The sequence below is a fragment of the Larkinella punicea genome (genome assembly GCF_003334855.1).
In the GTDB taxonomy this organism is placed as follows: domain Bacteria; phylum Bacteroidota; class Bacteroidia; order Cytophagales; family Spirosomataceae; genus Larkinella; species Larkinella punicea.
This window is the reverse complement of sequence record NZ_QOWE01000009.1, coordinates 96,081-114,240: the sequence shown is the minus strand read 5'-3', so window position 1 is coordinate 114,240 and position 18,160 is coordinate 96,081. Positions and strand designations below refer to the sequence as shown.

Here is an 18,160-nt window from a genome sequence, read left to right as displayed (position 1 = left end):
GGGGTTGGGGGCTAATTCTTTCAATCCCATGCTGACCAAAATCCTCCGAGTCGTCAAAAACTTCTATTTCGCAACGGGTGTGGGATTGTTGACCTGGATGCTGTTTTTTGATGCAAACGACATCATTTCTCAGATTCGCAACAGCCTGAAACTGGGCGATCTGGAGACGGATCTGGTCTATTACGACGAAAAAATCAAGGAAGTAGAAATTCAGCGCCAGTCCATTCTGGGCAATCCCCGTTTGCAGGAGAAATACGCCCGCGAAAACTACCTCATGAAAAAGCCCAATGAGGATGTTTATGTGCTGGTGAATGAGAAAAATGAACCCATCGAAAAGTAGACCTTTAGTGACCATCGGCCATTGACGATTGACAATGGTCCATTGTCCATTACCCATCATCATGCTTAACGTGCTCTTTGTCTGTCTGGGAAATATTTGCCGGTCGCCGGTGGCGGAAGGCGTCTTTCAGCAGTTGATCAAAGAACGGGGCCTGGAAGCGTCGATTCAGTGCGACTCGGCCGGCACATCCTCCTACCACATTGGCGACTTGCCCGACCGCCGAACTCGTGAAAATGCGCTCGAACACGGCATTAAACTGACCCACCGCGCCCGCAAACTGTCGGGCGAGGATTTGTCGCAGTTCGACTACCTCGTGGCGATGGACGAAGCGAATTACGACGCCATTCAGTATTTCAGCCACCGGAGTACCGGACTTTATAGCGAAGAAAACACGGTTTTGCTGCGCGAATTCGACCCCCAGCCGGATTCCGGACCGAATGGGTTGAGTGTCCCCGATCCGTATTACGAAGATGCTGCGGTTTTCGAAGAAGTCTATCAGATTGTATCCCGTTGCTGCGAAAATTTGCTGAATTACCTGGTAGAGCAACACGCACTACAACCGTCCGCAACGGGAGCGAAAAAGAAATAACGCATTTGAAAATCTCCCCCGGAATCACGGATATTTTTATGAAATAAAGAAAAAATTTCAATAAAATAGGTCTGGTCGACCGTCTGGTTTTTAGTCTGCTAATTTTCCATAGATTGAACCCGTTTGTGAACGGCCATTGGAAATTACTCAACGATATACCATCTTAAAATTAGCTTCGTAGATGATGAGAATTAAAAAAGCGGTGATTACGGCGGCCGCCCGCGGAGAGCGGCTTTATCCGGTTGCGGATACCATTCAGAAAGCCATGCTTCCAGTGATCGATACCGACGGTTTACACAAGCCCGTGATCCAGATTATTGCCGAAGAAGCGTTTGCCAGCGGAATCGAAGAATTGTGCGTGGTTTGCGCCCCCGGTGACGGCGACCGCTATCTCAAAGCCTTTGCTTCTCTGCGCGACAATCTTTTCAATTCATTCAAGGGTGTCGACTGGGCGAAGAAAGAAGCTGAAAAAATCGATCATTTGCTGGATCGGGTTCAGTTTGCCGAACAAAAAGAACCGTTGGGCTACGGCCACGCGGTCTACTGCGCCCGGGATTTTGTGAACAATGAGCCCTTTCTGCTGCTGTTGGGAGATTATCTTTATGTTTCCAATCTCAAACTGAAAAGCTGCGCGGCCCAGTTGCTGGAACTGGCTTCGCAGGAAAACTGCTCGGTTTCGGCCGTCAATCCGACCATCGAGCACCAGATTGGCCGCTACGGGACGCTGACCGGTAAGCAGGCTGCCAACCGTTCGGGCGTCTATCAGATTGAGAAAATTATTGAAAAACCGCCCCTGAGTGTGGCCGAACTCGAACTCCAGACGCCGGGTTTACGGGCCGGTTACTACCTCTGTTTCTTCGGGATGCACGTTTTTACTCCTGCTATTTTCTCCATTCTACAGAAATACATCGACCAGAATAGCACCAATATTCTGTTAACGCCCGCCCTTCAGGAACTGGCCGAAACCGAAAACTATCTGGCGCTGGAAGTAAAAGGCAATCGCTACGATTTAAGCCGGAAACACGGGCTGTTACGCGCTCAGATTGCGTTGGGATTAGCGGGCGAAGCGCACGGTGAAATCCTGTCGACGATGGTGGAATTACTGGCCGAAGCAAACAGCAGAACTGTCTGATATATGAACGTTTTTATAGAGACGATTACTTCGACAGATCCTGCCAAACGCAACCGTTCTTTTTACGAAATAAGTCGCCGGTTGTCGGGGAAAGAATTGCTGGGTATGTTGCGCGAACTGGATGAATTTCGGAAATCGACGCCTAATTTATACGATAAAGTAAGAGCCATTCTGTTTCTCTACGCAGGCTTCCGGTTTTTTCTGATGGAGAATCCCGAGACGCCAACAACCGGGAAAGTGCCGTACATCGGTTTTGAAGATTTGCTCGCCCGCCGGTTCGAACAGGCCATCTCTACCTTTTTGCACGAACTGGAGAAACAAGGTCCGAATGCGGCTTTGTTCAGCGCCCTGGCCGAAAGCTATCACCATTTGTCATTCCAGATTTTGGCCGGTCAGGTTCGGAAAAGTGTGCGTTCCAGCAAAGGAAACCAATGGATGTTTCGGGTCGGCCACCGCGAAGAACACCCGATCCGGATTCATCCGGCTCTGCTGAAACGCCCGGAGAATTCGCTCTTTTATCCCATTCTGCACGAACAGACTTCGGTGCGAATGGACTTGACCCACAGCGGCTGGTCGGATATTTTCTTCCTCGGAATGGATTACCCGGAAGGCGCACGCGTGGTCAATATATCGATTGATTTAGGCGTTTTTGGCCGCGATGCCGACATTCGCCCCCCGCTGAACTGCTACGTTCGCGTGATACCGGACCCGGTTTTGCGGCTGACGAGCATCGACTTAAACACCACGAAAGACATTGCCGATCTCGCCGATTTGTTCAATTTCGGGAATGATTACCTGAGTCTGGTGAAAGCCGGTGTTATTGCCTCCGGCCTTATTCCACCTTCGTTTGAAAATACGAACCAGTCGTTGCCGGATATTCTATCCCGGATTGTCGCGCCGGGCATGGGCATCGAGCTGGTGACCAAAGTCAACGACATTCCGAAAGGCTCCCGGTTTGCGGTTTCGACCAACCTATTAGGCTCGATCATCAGTCTGCTCATGCGGGCGACGGGTCAGACCCAAAAGCTGGAAGGCGGTTTGGAAGAAAGTGAACGGCGGCTGGTGGCGTCGCGGGCCATTCTGGGCGAATGGATCGGTGGTTCGGGCGGAGGCTGGCAGGATTCCGGTGGGGTCTGGCCCGGTATCAAAGCCATTCAGGGCACGTTTGCGCAGGAAGGCGATCCCGAATCCGGCATCAGTCGCGGGACCCTATTGCCACGCCACCGGGTGTTGCAAGGCGAGGAAATCCACCCGGAAATGGGCGAGAAGATCATGAAATCGCTGGTGCTGATGCACGGCGGGATGGCTTCCAACGTCGGCCCGATTCTGGAAATGGTGACCGAAAAATACCTGCTCCGGGGCGACAATGAATGGAACGCCCGGCAGCAGACCAACCAGGTTTTCGATAATATTCTGGCTGCCATCAAAGAAGGCGACATTCAGAAACTGGGTGCTAATACCGCCCGAAACTGGGAAGGCCCGATCAAAACCATCATTCCGTGGGCTTCCACCTATTTTACCGAGCAGATCATTTCCAAAGCAAAAACTGCCTTTGGCGACGATTACTACGGTTTTTTGATGCTGGGTGGGATGTCCGGGGGCGGCATGGGCATGTTTGTCAATCCGGTGGGCTACGAAGACTACAAAATGAAGGTGCTGGACATTCTGCGGAAAACGAAAGCGGAATTGTCGGCTTCGCTGCCGTTTGCGATGGAACCGGTGGTCTATAACTGGAGCATCAATTACAAAGGAACCTGGGCGACCTTGCAGGCTGGAACCGAAGCTTTGATGCCGGAACAGTATTACGGTATTCACGTGTCGGAACTGGTTCGAAAAGATCCCGCTTCGATTTCGTACAGTCGGCGGGCAGAAATTGATCTGTTTACAACCTATTGCGAGAAAAACAACCTGGCTTATCCGCTTCTGCGAACGATTATCAGCAATCTGTTCAAGGTTTCCGATCCAACGTCGCAGAGTAACCGGAGTGTTGAAAACGAAAAAGCCGATCGCATCAAGAAAGAAAACGGCTTCGATTACATCCAGCACGAGGAAATTCGGGAAGATTTGCAAAAGGGTCGCATCGGTCTGTCGCGCAATCGATTAGCGGCCGAAACCACCATTGAAGATGTACAGCCGGATGACATCGTTCAATTCGATGAACTGACAGCATCCGTCAAAACCGGTGAAGCGGCCATTCGCGCCGGAAAAGTGGCGGTTTTGAGTCTGGCAGCAGGCGTGGGCAGTCGGTGGACGAAAGGCGCCGGGGTGATCAAAGCCCTGAATCCGTTTGTGGAAATCGATGGCCGACACCGGAGTTTTCTGGAAATTCATTTGGCCAAAACCCGGAAAGTAGCCGAAACTCACGGTGGCCTGATTCCGCATCTGGTCGCTACCAGTTACCTGACACACGAGCCGATTCGGCAGACGCTGGAACAAACCGGTAATTTTGGGTATTCCGGCAGCACGTATTTGTCGCCGGGTCGTTCGATTGGGCAGCGGTTTGTGCCGATGGAGCGCGATCTGCGGTTTATGTGGGAAGAAATGCCGCAGGAAACACTCGACGAAAACAAGCAGAAAGTACGTGATGCCGTTCGCCAGACGATGATTGGCTGGGCGAAGTCGAAAGGCGAAGGCTCGGATTACGTCGATAACATTGCGGCTCAGCGGTTTTCGCCCCTGGGACACTGGTATGAAGTGTCCAATTTGCTCCGCAACGGAACCTTGGCGCGCTTGCTGGCCGAGCACCCGCAGTTAGAAACCGTCATGTTACACAACATCGATACGCTGGGCGCGGATGTGAATCCGGCGGCTCTGGGGCATCACCTGGAATCGGGAAATATGCTGACGTTCGAGGTGGTTCCCCGCCGGATCGAAGATCGGGGAGGAGGACTGGCGCGGGTCAACGGAAACCTGCGGTTGCTGGAAGGGCTGGCACAACCCCGCGAGGAAGACGAACTGAATCTGAGTTATTACAATTCGATGACGACCTGGATTCAGATCGATCCGTTGCTGACGCTGTTCGGTCTGACTCGTCAGGATTTGCAGGACGGCGACGAAGCCAAACTCGCCAAAGCCGTTCGGAGCGTTGCTCACCGCATTCCGACCTATGTTACCACCAAAGACGTCAAATACCGCTGGGGACACGGCCAAGAGGATATTTATCCGGTGGCGCAGATTGAGAAATTGTGGAGCGACATGTCGGCATTGACTGATGTGCAATGCGGCTACATTGCCGTTCCACGGATGCGCGGGCAACAAATGAAAGATCCGGCCCAACTGGATGCCTGGGTTACCGACGGCAGCAAAGACTACATTGCCGGTTTGGGTACGTTTGAGGTTTGATGGTTAAAGGATGGTTGAATGGTTGAAGGATGGTTGAATGGCTTAAAATGGTTAAATGGTTAATTTGAGCAGTCTTGCCATTTTTAACCATCCTTCAACCATAACCATCAAACCATTTTAAGCCATTTAACCATCAAACTATTTTAACCATCCTTCAACCATCCAGCCATTTTAAGTCATCTTTAACCTGAGAATAGCGTCTTTTGCCGCTAATGTTGTTAATTTCGAATTATGAATAAGAAAGTCATATTAATGATTCTGGACGGCTGGGGAATTGCCCGAAAGATCGATGTATCGGCCATTGATGCCGCCAATACGCCCTTCGTGGACTCGCTGTATACGAATTATTCACATAGCCAGTTGGAGGCTTCGGGTCTGGCAGTCGGTTTGCCGGCGGGTCAGATGGGCAACTCCGAAGTGGGACACATGAACCTCGGCGCGGGGCGAATTGTGTATCAGGATTTGGTAAAAATCAATTTAGCCGTTGAGCAAAATACGCTGGACAAAGAGCCGGTTTTACTCGACGCGCTGAATTATGCCAAAACCAACGGCAAGAAAGTCCATTTTATCGGCCTGGTTTCTAACGGCGGGGTTCACTCGCACATCGAACACCTGAAAGGGCTCTGTACGGTCGCGCAGGAACAGGGACTGACGGATGTATTTATTCATGCGTTTACCGATGGTCGTGACACGGATCCGAAAAGCGGTTACGGTTTTCTGGCTGATCTGGAAGCGCATCTGAAAACCACCACAGGCCAGATTGCCACCATCACCGGACGGTATTTTGCGATGGACCGGGATAACCGCTGGGAGCGGGTCAAACTGGCCTACGATGCGATGGTGAAGGGCATTGGCCATGAAACCTGCGAAGTGGGCGGGGAGTTGTCAGCGATTCATAAATCCTATGAGGAAGGCGTAACGGACGAGTTTATCAAACCCATTATCGTGACGAATCCCGACGGAACACCGCTGGCGACGATTCAGGATGGCGATGTGGTGCTTTGCTTCAATTTCCGCACGGACCGGGGCCGCGAAATTACACTGGCACTCAGTCAGCGGGATTATCCGGAGCAGGACATGAAAAAACTGAACCTGTACTACGTCACGCTGACCAATTATGACAATGAATTTGTGGGCGTGAAGGTCATTTACGACAAAGATAATCTAACGAATACGCTCGGCGAAGTAGTTTCGAAAGCGGGTAAAAAACAGATCCGGATTGCCGAAACCGAGAAGTATCCGCACGTGACGTTCTTCTTTTCCGGCGGTCGTGAAGATGTGTTCGAGGGGGAAAGCCGTCTGTTGTGCCCGTCGCCCAAAGTCGCGACCTACGATCTGCAACCGGAGATGAGCGCCAGGGACATCCGCGACGCCATTATTCCGGAACTGGAACGGGAGCAGGTTGATTTTGTCTGTCTGAATTTTGCCAATACCGACATGGTAGGCCATACGGGCGTGTTCTCCGCGGTTGTAAAAGCCGCCGAAACCGTTGATCAGTGCGCTCAGGCGGTGATTACCACGGCGCTGGCCCACGGTTATACGACCATTGTGATTGCTGACCACGGCAACGCCGATTTTATGATCAACGAAGATGGATCACCTAATACGGCCCATACGACCAACCCGGTTCCGTGCATTTTGGTCGATAACGACTTTCATCCGAAACTGAACAACGGTGTTCTGGCGGATATTGCCCCGACGATTCTGCAACTGATGGGCATCGCGCAACCCGATGTCATGACGGGCCATAGTTTGATAGCGGAATAGACAAGAGAAGTGAGACAAGAGAGTAAAGACTTATAACAGATCATTCAAATGCGGTCTTTACTCTCTTGTCTCACCTCTCTTATCTTGAACGACAAACTTTTCGGCTTGGGTTGGTGTTCGCCAACTAACGACTATTGCACTCCCCCTGATTGGAAAGTCAGGGGGTATTTTTTATGATGATGAAATTTAGTTACGGACTTGTTTTTATTCTGGCATTAGCCGCTTGCAGCAATCCCACCAAAGAAGCCCCCGCCGGGACGTATTACGACCTGAAATCGTATATTGAGCAGCAGATCAGTCAGTTAAAAAGCCAGCAACCGACGGTTTTGAAACAGGCCGGTTTTGGCGATGAGAAAGAGCAGCAAACGACAAAAGACATTGACTGGAGCCGCGAACTCGATTTGTTTTTGCAAGCCGACATCAACAAGCAGGCGTATCAGGCCAGTTATCTGAAAAACCGCCCCGATTCGCTGACGTATGAATACGTCCTGAAACCGGGTGAAAAGCTCCCCGTTCAGGTTCTGCGCATCGAACTGGATTCGGCCACCCGCCAACCCCGGCTGGTGAAAGCGACCTTGCGAACGAAGAATTCACTCTACGAATCGGAGCGGAACGTCTGGTTGGAAAGCGAGACAGGCACGTTGAAACGCTACCACATGGAAGGATTTCAGCAATTGGCGTGGCTGGATGAGAAGCGGTTTTTGATTGATGGAGAAGTAAAAGAGTGAAGAGTTATGAGTTAAGAATGAAGAGTTAACGGAGTAATTTAACTCTTAACTCATAACTCTTCACTAATAATCCCCGCCAGCACCGCCACCGCCGAAGCTGCCGCCCCCGAAGCCGCCGAAACTGCCGCCACCTCCTCCTCCGCCACCCCAATTGCCGGACGAACTGCCCCAGCCGGAGAACGTGGAGGTCGGGAAAGGAACGGGAAAGAAGCCCCCGCCCCGGTTTCGGTTGCTGCCACCCCCACCCCGGTTCCGGCTGATCCAGATGATGACGATGATCACAACGAAAATGATGATGAAGAAGAGGATGCCGTCACCACCTCCGCCGTCGTCCGACGGGGCGGCTTTGTATTCGCCACTGGCCCGGCGGATGATTTCGTCGGTCGCTTCGTCCAAACCGGCATACCACTGTTCGCTTTTGAAACGCGGGACAATAATCTGGCTGACAATCCGCTTGGCGATGGCATCCGGAATAGCGCCTTCCAGGCCGTAACCCGTAGCAATAAACACCTTGCGGGTCGACGGTACCCAGGTCATTACCAAGCCGTTGTTCTGCCCCTTCTGCCCCACTCCCCACTTGCGACCGATCTGAAAACTGTAGTCGCCAATCGGGTATGGTTCGGTGGTTTTAGCAATCACGATGACGATTTGGGTAGACGTCGAGTCGTTATAAACCCGTAGCTTTTCCTCCAGTCTCGCCCGTTCGTCCGCTTTCAGAATACCCACAAAATCATTGACCAGACGCGGTGGATTGGGTCGGGGCGGAATGACGTCGTCCTGGGCGTAGGTCCGAAAAGAAACCACGGCCAGCAGAAGAATCAACAGAATTCGAACCGGTATTGCAAAGCGATATGTGACGAAGGGAAGTTTCATTTAGTGTGAAATTTCGTCGGAAAGCTCGTTAGAGTCATTGTCCAGACGAGGGAAATACTGTCGTAACTGTTGTCCTGCCCGTTCAATGCCCAGACAGAACCCTTGCGTAAACCGACCGGCGCGAAAATTTTCACGCATAATGTCTTTGGTGGTTACCCAAAAGTCTTTGGGCACAACCCTGTTGATGCCTTCATCGCCCAATACCGCAAACTTGTGGTCTTCCGTTGCCAGATAAAACAAAACCCCGTTGCGCTGGGCGGTCTGGTCCATGCTCAGTTGCCGGAAAACCTGCACCGCCCGTTCGATGACGTCCGGTGTTGGGCAATGCAGTTCGAGATGGACCCGAATTTCGCCCGACGTTTCCAGTTCAGCCGACCGAATCGCCTGAATGATCTGCTGCTGCTCGTCGGACGTGAAAAGGTTGATTGCGGACATAAAGGAGTTATGAATTAAAAGTTAAGAGTTAAAAGTTAAGAGTTAAAAATGTTGATCTGCCAAACGTTTAATGAGGCAGTCTATTTTTAACTCTTAACTTTTAATTCTTAACTTAAAATTGGACGGCTGGGGCGTTCTGGGCGGCTTGCGAGGCTTCGAAGAAACCTTTCGGCGAGAAACCGAAAATGCCGGCGAAAATATTGGCCGGGAACGTGCGGACGGAGACGTTGTAGTCTTTCACAGCCGCGTTAAAATCGTTCCGCGCTACACTGATGCGGTTTTCGGTGCCTTCCAATTGTGACTGGAGTTCGGAGAAATTCTGCGTGGCTCTCAACTGCGGATAGTTTTCGGACACGGCCAGCAGACGGGACAGCGTACCGCCTAACTGATCCTGAGCTGCCTGGAATTTCTGAACGTTTTCGGGCGTCAGTTGGTCGGCGGTCAGTTGAACGCTGGTGGCTTTTGAACGGGCTTCCATCACCGCTGTTAGCGTACTTTTCTCGAAATTGGCGGCTCCTTTCACGGTGTTCACCAGGTTCGGAACCAGGTCGGCCCGGCGTTGGTATTGCGTTTGGACCTGGGCCCATTTTTCACCCACATTCGCGTCTTTTCCGACGATACCGTTATATGTACTGCATCCGAAAAAACCAAAAATCAGAACCAGGACGATGCCAATAATAAGACCTTTAGACATGTTTTTTATCGATTAATTTGTTAGCAAAGTTCGTTAAAACCAGATCCGTATCCCAATAAATTACACGGCCGGACGCTTTCGACCGTAACCCATCCGCCGGGGTTGATGATTGGAAACCGGTGCGGACGAGTGGCAGGTGATTCGGGTGAATAACTGATTACAGATACCAATTGATTGGTAAATTAGTAAAAATATTGCCGCAATGCCGTTATTTAGCGTTTTATACGAATGAATGGGTTGTACCAGCTAAAAATGGCCCGGACTAAACCAACTATACGATGAATCTTTCGCTTACCGGAAAAACCGCTATTGTCTGTGGAAGCACCCAGGGAATTGGCTACGCGACCGCCGTTGAACTGGCGCTATTGGGCGCAAATGTTACGCTGCTGGCTCGCAATGAAGAAAAATTGAAAGAGGCCATCGACTCATTAGACACGCAGCAAGGGCAGAAACACCGGTATCAGGTGGCCGATTTTGCCAATCCGGAAGAAGTGAAGACCGCTATTGAAGCCTATCTGACCGACTTTCCGGAGGTTCACATTCTGATTAATAATACCGGTGGCCCGGCGGGTGGCCCGCTGATCGACGCCAAACTGGAGGAGTTTACCAAAACCTTTGCCGCGCATTTGCTCAACAACCAGATTTTAGCGCAGGCTGTGATCCCATCCATGAAACAAGCGGGTTACGGCCGGATTGTCAACATTATTTCCACATCGGTGAAACAGCCCATTGTTGGGCTGGGTGTTTCCAACACCATTCGCGGGGCGGTGGCGCAGTGGGCCAAAACCCTGTCGCTGGAAATGGCTCAATTCGGAATTACGGTTAATAACGTCTTGCCCGGATATACGCGTACGGCCCGGCTGGATGCTGTGCTGACCATGCGGGCGAGCGCGCAGGATAAATCGCTGGATGAAATTGAAGCCCAAATGCAGGCCGAAATCCCGAGTCGGCGGTTTGCAGAAGCGGAAGAAGTAGCGGCAGCCGTGGCCTTTCTCTGCACACCCGCAGCGGCTTCGATCAACGGGATCAACGTGCCGGTGGATGGTGGAAAAACGGGCGGTTTGTAATTACCGGTTAAACCGCACAAATGACTCCTGCAACGGTTTAAACCGCTCCTCGGTAATCGGGAAATCGCCGTACCAGATGTATTCAAACTGCGTCGTCAGGGTCTCAAACGCCGGTTGCAGGGGCGACTGAGCCAGTTCGTAGACGTAGCTGCGGTTGGTCTTGTTCGGTTTCCAATCGATCAGGTTGTGATTGCTCAGGTGTTTCAGCGTTTGCAAATACAGCAACCGCACCGCCAGCCGGTAATTTCGCTGGTCGATGGCCGCGTTGATCTGTTGCTCAAAGTCGATTTCGTGAATGTTTTCAGTCAGCGTTTCGTAGGCCAGCGCAGCTCCCTGTGATTTTTTACTGAAAATGAATCCCATGATTTCGGCCTTGATGATCAGCCAGACTACCAAACCCGCAGCAGCCGCCAGAAACACGTATTGCCAGAAATTCTGGTAGGATTTGCTCGTCAAAAATTCGCCCACTTTTTGCCAGAACCAGCTCCAGAACTTGGACCACAGGTTGTTGCCCGGTTTAAAGTCCTGGCCATACTGGTAATCGCGGTCGTTGCGGTAGTCGTTCAGCTTGGCCGTCGACGGTTTTCGCACCCGGATCGAACTGCGGTCGTCGGGAGCCGGTTGCGCCTGCGCCGTGTCTTTGGCCTGCGGAATTGGCAGTTGCGCTACCGCCGGAAAACCGGTCAACGTGGCCAGGAGCAAAAAACCGGCCAGGCGGTTTTTCGCCGTACGGTTAATAATCACCTTCATCGCTGGAACGGGGGATGGGCGGGGGTGTGGACGATCCGATGCTGTCGATGGCCGACAGAATGCTGCGGCCATCCCGCAATTCAACCAGATTAAAATACTGAAAAGCGATGCCCAGGGCGATGAGCGACGACACCACCACGCTGCCGACTGTACTAAGGATGCTGGTTAGAATCGTCACATAAACCGGCATACTGGGAACGAGTTTCAGCGCAACCATCATGCTGACACCGGCTGCGGGCACATTGAATGCAAAACTGAGAATATAGGCGATAAAACTGATGATGATGATCAGCCCGAAGGTCGACCACCAGTGGTCGCGGATCAGTTCGAAACACCGTCCCATAAACGTGCTGGCCGAACCGTCTTCCAGGACGACGACCGCCAGTGCCAACGAGAAAACAACCCCCAGATAAATACCCGGAATCAGGAAAAAGAGCGTGGCCGCAATGACGAGGATGCCAACCACCAACCACGTAATGATGGCCCGCCCGAATGCGTTTTGAACCTCCGCCCAGACCGCTTCAACCGTGACGGGTTCGCCCGGGTTGCGGTTGTAGACTTTCAAATGGCTATAGACGGTGAGGTTGACCAGCAGCGGGATAAACAACGCAAACACAATGGCTACCAGGTAATAAGGGCTGGACAACTGCTGAATCATCCAGGAATTCATGCGGGGAGTGTTGACGCCGGTTGGTTGGGTCGACAGCATCGACGCCGATGCCATACCCGACGCAATCCCCGCAATCAGCGCCGGAGCCCCGGCAATGTAGAGCAACGCCGTGCTAAGACTGCGGATTTGCTTGACGGCATACTGGATCGTAGCGTTGATTTTTTCGCCGAAATCGCGCGTTTGGTAGAGATTCATGGGTTATTATTTATTTAACGGATGGGAACACGGATTGAACGGATGCAGCGGATTTTCACGGATAAAATCAGTTTCAATCCGCTGCATCCGTTCAATCCGCGTTCCCATCAAACTTCTCAGTAAACTTCTTCTCCAGTCGAATTGGGTAAATAATAAAGTACCAGATAATGAACGCAGCCGACGCCAGAATAATGGCAGCGCTAACCACCGGATGCAAGGGAAGACGCGTGACGAAACTCTCCAGAAAACCCGCCGTGATGAAAACCGGTACCAGCCCGATTACAATTTTGAGCCCCTGTTTGGCCCCGCGTTTGAACGACTCCAGCCGCGACCAGGTGCCCGGAAACAGCAAACTGTTGCCAAGCGTCAGCCCCGCGCTGCCCGCAATGACGATGGCCGAAATTTCCAGCGTTCCGTGAATCCAGATCGTCAGGACCGACGGAAGTAGCAAACCGCGTTCGTAGAAAAAATACTGGAAGGCTCCGAGCATCACGCCATTCTGAAACATGACAGCAATCGTTCCGAAGGACGCAAACAAACCCAGAATGAACGCGATGAACGAAACCCGGATGTTGTTGACGGTAATACCCATGAACATATCGGCCTGTCCGCTGCCTTTGTAAACCGCCAGCGGATCGCCTTTCCGGATGTTTTCGAGCGTCATGTTGACGTAATCGTCGCCCAGAATCAGCCGGACAAACAACTCGTCGTTGGCCGCCGACACCCAGCCCAGTGCGGCCGCTACTAGGAAAATGATGAACGATACCAGCAAAAGCCGGTGCGATTTTCGGAACAGCAACGGCAATTCTACCGCCCAGAACTGGACAAAGCGGCTGCGTTCCTCCCGTTTGTTGCCCATCAGCCGCCGGTGCATCGTGGCCGCCAGACCGTTGAGATACCGGGTGACGGGCGACGTGGGATAAAACGTCCGGGCATACGACAGGTCATCGGTCAGCTCAATGAAGTGATCGGTGAGCACATCGGGGTTGGAGCGATCGTTGGCGGTTACGGGTTCGCTCTCGATCTCCTTCCACTTTTCCGTATTCTGTTTGATAAAAGCCGCTTCGCGCATGAAAAAACCGGGTTATGAGCCAAAACCCATTGGGTCGGATAAGTTGCAAATCAAATGCCATATTTCAAAGCCGCTCATACGAACGGGGACAATACGGTCGATTTCGGCAACAAATAGCCGTTGTCAAAGGGTTTCTCCGTAAGTTTGTAGTTTCTGTGTGTATTTGGCTATTTTATGAAAGTATTGTTTGACCATCAGGCCTTTACGGGGGTGCGGTATGGCGGAGTGTCCCGGTATTTTTACGATCTGATGGTATCGCTGCAAAAAAAAGGCGTTGAAACCCAGTTGTCGCTTTTGTTTTCCAACAATGCCTACCTGCTGGAAAGTGACGCGTTTCGGGTTCAGTCTTTTTCGTATTTTCTGGGTTTTATGCCCACCAATATGCTCTTTTCGCAGGTGAACCGGTTGTGGAGCGTGACCCAGTTGATGCGGAATAATTACGACGTTTTTCATCCTACTTTTTTTCATCCGTACTTTCTGAAGCACACGAAAAAACCGGTGGTGTTGACGTACCACGATGCCATCAAAGACAAGTTTGGGGCTGAATTTGGGCACATCGATAACGCATCGAAGGAGTTGAAACAGAGGCTCTTCGACCGGAGCGCCCAGATCATTGCGGTGTCGGAAAATACCAAAACCGATCTGATCGAGCTGTTCAACATCAACCCGGAAAAGATCACCGTCGTTTACCACGCGACGGCTTTTCAGACGCTGAAAGTCCCCGAAACCGTTCAGATTGAGGTGCCGGAAGCGTATTTGCTGTACGTCGGTGCCCGCAACGATTACAAAAATTTCATTCCTTTTCTGAAGGCGATGGCGCCGACGCTCAAAAAACACCGCCACGTCCAACTGATCTGTGCGGGGGGCGGTTCGTTCAATCCGGAAGAAACGCAGTGGATTCAGCAACTGGGACTGACCGACCGAATCAGCCAGCGCAACATCGACGATTTTACGCTGTATCGCCTGTACCAGAACGCGCTGGCATTTGTCTATCCGTCGCTCTACGAAGGCTTCGGCATTCCGATTCTGGAGGCTTTTGCGGCCGGTTGCCCGGTGGTGTTGAGTCGGGCGTCGTGTTTTCCGGAAGTGGCGCGGGAAGCTGCGTTGTATTTCGACCCGGAATCGGCGCTGGATATGCAGCAACAAATTGAAAAAATTATTCTGGACGAGTCACTGCGCCAGTCCCTGGTCCGGAAAGGACGCGAGCGGGGGCAGCATTTTTCGCTGGAAGAAACGGCAAGTCAAACACTTCAGGTTTACCAACGTATTGCATAAGTGAACAGAGCGAAGAAAATCCTGCTTTTTGATACGATCATCGACGGCCACCACGCTGATTACCTGACGCATCTGATCGCCTATTGGGTGCAAAACCGCCCCGAAGGTGAACTGATCGTCGTTACCCAGCAATCGTTCGGGAAGCAATTTGAGGCCTTGCTCGAAGCCAAACCGGGTGTTAAAAACATCCGGTTCGTGCCCATTTCGGAGGAAGACATTGAAACCGTACACGGAGCGTCGATGGCGACCCGTTCGTTCAAGGAGTGGAATCTGGTGTTGAAATATGGGCAGACGCATCAGCCATCGCACGTTTTGCTGATGTATTTCGATCTGTTTATGCTGGCAACCTGGCTCGGACGGTCAGCGCCCTTTGCGGTTTCCGGTATTTATTTTCGGCCGGATTTTCATTACAAAACCCGGCCCGGCATCAAAGCCCGGCTGAACGGAATCCGCAAAAAAGTAACCTTAAACGGGGTTCTGAACCGGAAAGGCTTGACCAATCTGTTTTGCCTGGATCATTCGGCGGTGGAAGGGTTGCAGGCGTTGAGTCCGCACGTCAAAATCTGGCCGCTGGCCGATCCGGTCGAATCGTATGCCATTACGCCCGCCGAGGTTGAACACCTGCGAACGAAACTCGGGATTTCACCCAACCGCCGGATTCTGCTGCTTTTCGGGCATCTGGACGACCGCAAAGGCATCGAACCGCTGCTCAATGCCCTGAAACTCCTGAAACCGGAGCAGCAACGGGCGTTGTGTCTGGTGTTGGCCGGGCCGATTCAACCCGGTTTTCGGGAAAAAGTCGAAAGCAGCATGGCTGAGGTCGGGAGCGACATGCAGATGGTGCGGGTGTTTGACGAAATAAAAGGACGGGAAATTCAGGTTTATTTTGAGTTGTCGGACTACGTTTTAGCGTTATACCAGAACCACATCGGCATGGCGTCGGTCGTGGTGCGGGCTGCGGTTTCCGGAAAACCGGTGTTGGCGTCGGATTACGGTTATCTGGGTCATCTGGTGCAAACCGAGCAACTGGGGGCCGTGACGGATGCCACCTCACCGGCTGCGATTCGGGCGCTTCTGGAACGGATTTTGACCGAACAACTACCGTATTCGAAAACAAACCTGCAAAAGTTAGCCGATCGCAATTCGAACGTTTATTTTGCAGAGACGATTTTTAATCATCTTTGATTTGTTTCCAGCCTATCCACCCTGTCAGCGGTCAAAGACCCTGACAGGGTGGATAGGCTGGAAACAAAAATCAAAGTGGTCGAAAGTCTTGCCAGGAAAACCAGATTACCATGACCGTTTCAATTCAGACTTCCCAGAACGTTACGCTGGAATACGAACCCGCCAGTTTGGGCGACCGGATTCTGGCGTTGTTGCTCGATTACCTGATTTTTTTTGGGTGGCTGATTCTGTATTTTGTGCTGACCAAACTGCTCCCCGGCGCGTTTCGGAGTTCCTTCTGGACGGGCCTGTTTTTGCTGTTGCCGTTCATGCTCTACGATCTGCTGTGCGAAACGTTTCTGAATGGGCAAAGTCTGGGGAAAATAGCGATGAAAATCCGGGTGGTGATGCTCGACGGATCGCAACCCGGTTTGGGGGCTTATCTGCTCCGCTGGCTGCTCCGGATCATCGAATCGCCGATGTTTTTTGGCGGAATGGTGGCCGTCATTACCATTGCGGCCAACGGCCGGGGCCAGCGAATTGGCGACATTGCCGCCGGCACCACGGTGGTGAAACTGACCCGGCCCGTTACGCTGGCCCAGATTACCTACCGGGCCTTACCCGACGACTATCAGGTGCGGTTTCCGGAAGTGGCCCAGCTTTCCGACCGGGATTTGAACATTGTCCGGGAGGCTTTGCGGATGAATAATCCCGAAATTAGCGGTTTAGCCGCCGATAAAGTCAAACAAGTCATCGGTGTTCGGTCGGAACTGGACGATACCACTTTCCTTCGGACGCTGATCAATGATTACCAGTTTTTAGCCTCTTAAGCCTGCGCGGCCCGGCCCGCAGGTATCTACACATATGAAAGAACAAATCAAAACACTAGCGCGGGACTATGCGGCCGATTTGATTGCCAACCGCCGTCACCTGCACGCCAACCCGGAGTTGTCGTTCAATGAGTTCAAAACCGCCCAATTCGTTGCCGAACAACTCAAAGCCATCGGCCTGACTCCGCAGGAGGGCGTTGCCAACACCGGTTTGGTCGCACTGATTGAAGGAAGAGCGGGCCGTTCATCCGAAAGCCGGGTTGTGGGGCTGCGGGCCGACATGGACGCGCTGCCGATTCACGAAGCCAACGATGTTCCCTACAAATCGACCGTCGAGGGCGTCATGCACGCCTGTGGGCACGATGTTCACACGTCGTCGTTGTTGGGAACCGCCCGCATTTTGCAGCAACTCCGCGACCAGTTTGAGGGAACGGTGAAACTGGTTTTTCAACCGGCAGAGGAAAAAGCCCCCGGTGGGGCGTCGCTGATGATCAAAGACGGCGTGCTGGAAAACCCGGCTCCGGCCAGCATGCTCGGCCAGCACGTGGCCCCGAATGTGCCGGTTGGCAAAATTGGCTTCCGGGAAGGTATGTACATGGCGAGCACCGACGAACTCTACCTGACGGTGATCGGCAAAGGCGGCCACGGTGCCATGCCCGACCAGCTCATCGACCCGGTTTTGATTGCTTCGCACATCATCGTGGCTTTGCAGCAGATTATCAGTCGCAACCGCAAACCGGCCAATCCCTCGGTGTTGTCGTTTGGGCGGTTTATTGCAGACGGTGTGACGAACGTGATTCCCAACGAAGTAAAAATTGAAGGCACTTTTCGCTGCATGGACGAAGAATGGCGGGAAGACGGCCTGCGCCGGATGAAAAAAATGGCCGAGGGCATGGCCGAAGCGATGGGTGCCGTTTGCGAATTTACGGTGGTACGCGGTTATCCGTTTCTGAAAAACCACCCTGAACTAACCCGGCGGATGCGCTCGGCGGCCACGGAATACATGGGTGCTGAAAACGTCGTGAACCTCGATTTGTGGATGGCGGGCGAAGATTTTGCCTTCTATTCGCAGGTAGTCGATTCGTGTTTCTACCGACTCGGAACGCGCAATGAAGAGCGGGGCATCATTTCCGGCGTTCACACGCCCACGTTCGACATCGACGAATCGGCCCTGGAAATTGGAGCCGGTTTGATGAGCTGGCTGGCGCTGGAGGAGTTGAGAGTGAAGAATTAAGAG

General features: G+C 52.3%; 17 protein-coding genes. 11 read left to right on the top strand and 6 right to left on the bottom strand.

Going from position 1 to position 18,160, the window contains the following annotated elements:
* Positions 1-28 precede the first annotated feature (28 nt).
* From DUE52_RS12525 to DUE52_RS12500, 6 genes are all read left to right on the top strand, one after another.
* Positions 29-340 (top strand): FtsB family cell division protein, encoded by a 312-nt coding sequence (locus tag DUE52_RS12525; RefSeq protein ID WP_114406358.1) that lies wholly within the window; start codon positions 29-31, stop codon positions 338-340.
* Positions 341-401: 61 nt separating this feature from the next.
* Entirely contained in the window at positions 402-929 is a 528-nt protein-coding gene (locus tag DUE52_RS12520) for a low molecular weight protein-tyrosine-phosphatase (protein WP_114406357.1), read from the top strand.
* 181 nt (positions 930-1,110) lie between these two features.
* Positions 1,111-2,061, top strand: a complete 951-nt coding sequence (locus tag DUE52_RS12515) for a UTP--glucose-1-phosphate uridylyltransferase (RefSeq protein ID WP_229312151.1) — start codon at positions 1,111-1,113, stop codon at positions 2,059-2,061.
* Between the two features lie 3 nt (positions 2,062-2,064).
* Complete coding sequence (locus DUE52_RS12510) at positions 2,065-5,403, top strand: UTP--glucose-1-phosphate uridylyltransferase (RefSeq protein WP_114406356.1); 3,339 nt, start codon at positions 2,065-2,067, stop codon at positions 5,401-5,403.
* A gap of 231 nt (positions 5,404-5,634) precedes the next feature.
* Positions 5,635-7,170 (top strand): 2,3-bisphosphoglycerate-independent phosphoglycerate mutase, encoded by a 1,536-nt coding sequence (gene gpmI / locus DUE52_RS12505; protein WP_114406355.1) that lies wholly within the window; start codon positions 5,635-5,637, stop codon positions 7,168-7,170.
* 173 nt (positions 7,171-7,343) lie between these two features.
* Positions 7,344-7,898 (top strand): hypothetical protein, encoded by a 555-nt coding sequence (locus DUE52_RS12500; RefSeq protein ID WP_133299830.1) that lies wholly within the window; start codon positions 7,344-7,346, stop codon positions 7,896-7,898.
* A 63-nt stretch (positions 7,899-7,961) separates the two neighbouring features.
* Here DUE52_RS12500 and DUE52_RS12495 read toward each other — a convergent pair whose 3' ends face one another.
* From DUE52_RS12495 to DUE52_RS12485, 3 genes are all read right to left on the bottom strand, one after another.
* Complete coding sequence (locus DUE52_RS12495) at positions 7,962-8,771, bottom strand: TPM domain-containing protein (RefSeq protein WP_114406353.1); 810 nt, start codon at positions 8,769-8,771, stop codon at positions 7,962-7,964.
* A complete protein-coding gene (locus tag DUE52_RS12490; RefSeq protein WP_170315692.1) occupies positions 8,772-9,206 on the bottom strand; it encodes a TPM domain-containing protein in 435 nt (144 codons plus the stop codon).
* Between the two features lie 112 nt (positions 9,207-9,318).
* A complete protein-coding gene (locus DUE52_RS12485) occupies positions 9,319-9,900 on the bottom strand; it encodes a LemA family protein (RefSeq protein WP_114406352.1) in 582 nt (193 codons plus the stop codon).
* A 278-nt stretch (positions 9,901-10,178) separates the two neighbouring features.
* Here DUE52_RS12485 and DUE52_RS12480 point away from each other — a divergent pair, with 278 nt between their 5' ends.
* Positions 10,179-10,967 carry an SDR family oxidoreductase gene (locus tag DUE52_RS12480; protein WP_114406351.1) on the top strand — a complete coding sequence of 263 codons (789 nt, stop codon included), beginning with the start codon at positions 10,179-10,181 and terminating at the stop codon, positions 10,965-10,967.
* On the opposite strand, the gene DUE52_RS12475 is transcribed toward DUE52_RS12480, so the two are convergent.
* From DUE52_RS12475 to DUE52_RS12465, 3 genes are all read right to left on the bottom strand, one after another.
* Positions 10,968-11,717, bottom strand: coding sequence for a DUF4129 domain-containing protein (locus tag DUE52_RS12475; protein WP_114406350.1), 750 nt, complete (start codon positions 11,715-11,717; stop codon positions 10,968-10,970).
* Positions 11,701-12,582: a hypothetical protein gene (locus tag DUE52_RS12470; protein WP_114406349.1), complete on the bottom strand. Its 882-nt coding sequence runs from the start codon at positions 12,580-12,582 to the stop codon at positions 11,701-11,703. The genes DUE52_RS12475 and DUE52_RS12470 overlap by 17 nt, the downstream gene beginning before the upstream one ends.
* A gap of 91 nt (positions 12,583-12,673) precedes the next feature.
* A complete protein-coding gene (locus DUE52_RS12465) occupies positions 12,674-13,654 on the bottom strand; it encodes a stage II sporulation protein M (protein WP_114406348.1) in 981 nt (326 codons plus the stop codon).
* A gap of 174 nt (positions 13,655-13,828) precedes the next feature.
* Between DUE52_RS12465 and DUE52_RS12460 the strand changes: the two genes are divergently transcribed.
* The 4 genes from DUE52_RS12460 to DUE52_RS12445 all read left to right on the top strand — a co-directional run bounded on the left by DUE52_RS12460 (position 13,829) and on the right by DUE52_RS12445 (position 18,157).
* The gene (locus tag DUE52_RS12460) at positions 13,829-14,929 is read left to right on the top strand and encodes a glycosyltransferase family 4 protein (RefSeq protein ID WP_114406347.1); all 1,101 of its coding nucleotides are present in this window, start codon (positions 13,829-13,831) and stop codon (positions 14,927-14,929) included.
* On the top strand, positions 14,930-16,114 hold the full coding sequence (locus tag DUE52_RS12455; protein WP_114406346.1) for a glycosyltransferase: 1,185 nt from the start codon (positions 14,930-14,932) through the stop codon (positions 16,112-16,114). It abuts the gene before it with no gap.
* Between the two features lie 110 nt (positions 16,115-16,224).
* Complete coding sequence (locus DUE52_RS12450; RefSeq protein ID WP_114406345.1) at positions 16,225-16,923, top strand: RDD family protein; 699 nt, start codon at positions 16,225-16,227, stop codon at positions 16,921-16,923.
* Between the two features lie 34 nt (positions 16,924-16,957).
* Complete coding sequence (locus DUE52_RS12445; RefSeq protein WP_114406344.1) at positions 16,958-18,157, top strand: M20 metallopeptidase family protein; 1,200 nt, start codon at positions 16,958-16,960, stop codon at positions 18,155-18,157.
* Positions 18,158-18,160: the final 3 nt, after the last annotated feature.

Coding starts and splice junctions, on each gene's coding strand:
- DUE52_RS12460 (WP_114406347.1), top strand. CDS start 13,829: ATGAAAGTATTGTTTGACCATCAGGCCTTTACGGGGGTGCGGTATGGC.
- DUE52_RS12510 (WP_114406356.1), top strand. CDS start 2,065: ATGAACGTTTTTATAGAGACGATTACTTCGACAGATCCTGCCAAACGC.
- DUE52_RS12480 (WP_114406351.1), top strand. CDS start 10,179: ATGAATCTTTCGCTTACCGGAAAAACCGCTATTGTCTGTGGAAGCACC.
- DUE52_RS12465 (WP_114406348.1), bottom strand. CDS start 13,654: ATGCGCGAAGCGGCTTTTATCAAACAGAATACGGAAAAGTGGAAGGAG.
- DUE52_RS12475 (WP_114406350.1), bottom strand. CDS start 11,717: ATGAAGGTGATTATTAACCGTACGGCGAAAAACCGCCTGGCCGGTTTT.
- DUE52_RS12485 (WP_114406352.1), bottom strand. CDS start 9,900: ATGTCTAAAGGTCTTATTATTGGCATCGTCCTGGTTCTGATTTTTGGT.
- DUE52_RS12520 (WP_114406357.1), top strand. CDS start 402: ATGCTTAACGTGCTCTTTGTCTGTCTGGGAAATATTTGCCGGTCGCCG.
- DUE52_RS12500 (WP_133299830.1), top strand. CDS start 7,344: ATGATGATGAAATTTAGTTACGGACTTGTTTTTATTCTGGCATTAGCC.
- DUE52_RS12495 (WP_114406353.1), bottom strand. CDS start 8,771: ATGAAACTTCCCTTCGTCACATATCGCTTTGCAATACCGGTTCGAATT.
- DUE52_RS12470 (WP_114406349.1), bottom strand. CDS start 12,582: ATGAATCTCTACCAAACGCGCGATTTCGGCGAAAAAATCAACGCTACG.
- DUE52_RS12525 (WP_114406358.1), top strand. CDS start 29: ATGCTGACCAAAATCCTCCGAGTCGTCAAAAACTTCTATTTCGCAACG.
- DUE52_RS12445 (WP_114406344.1), top strand. CDS start 16,958: ATGAAAGAACAAATCAAAACACTAGCGCGGGACTATGCGGCCGATTTG.
- DUE52_RS12515 (WP_229312151.1), top strand. CDS start 1,111: ATGATGAGAATTAAAAAAGCGGTGATTACGGCGGCCGCCCGCGGAGAG.
- DUE52_RS12450 (WP_114406345.1), top strand. CDS start 16,225: ATGACCGTTTCAATTCAGACTTCCCAGAACGTTACGCTGGAATACGAA.
- gpmI (WP_114406355.1), top strand. CDS start 5,635: ATGAATAAGAAAGTCATATTAATGATTCTGGACGGCTGGGGAATTGCC.
- DUE52_RS12490 (WP_170315692.1), bottom strand. CDS start 9,206: ATGTCCGCAATCAACCTTTTCACGTCCGACGAGCAGCAGCAGATCATT.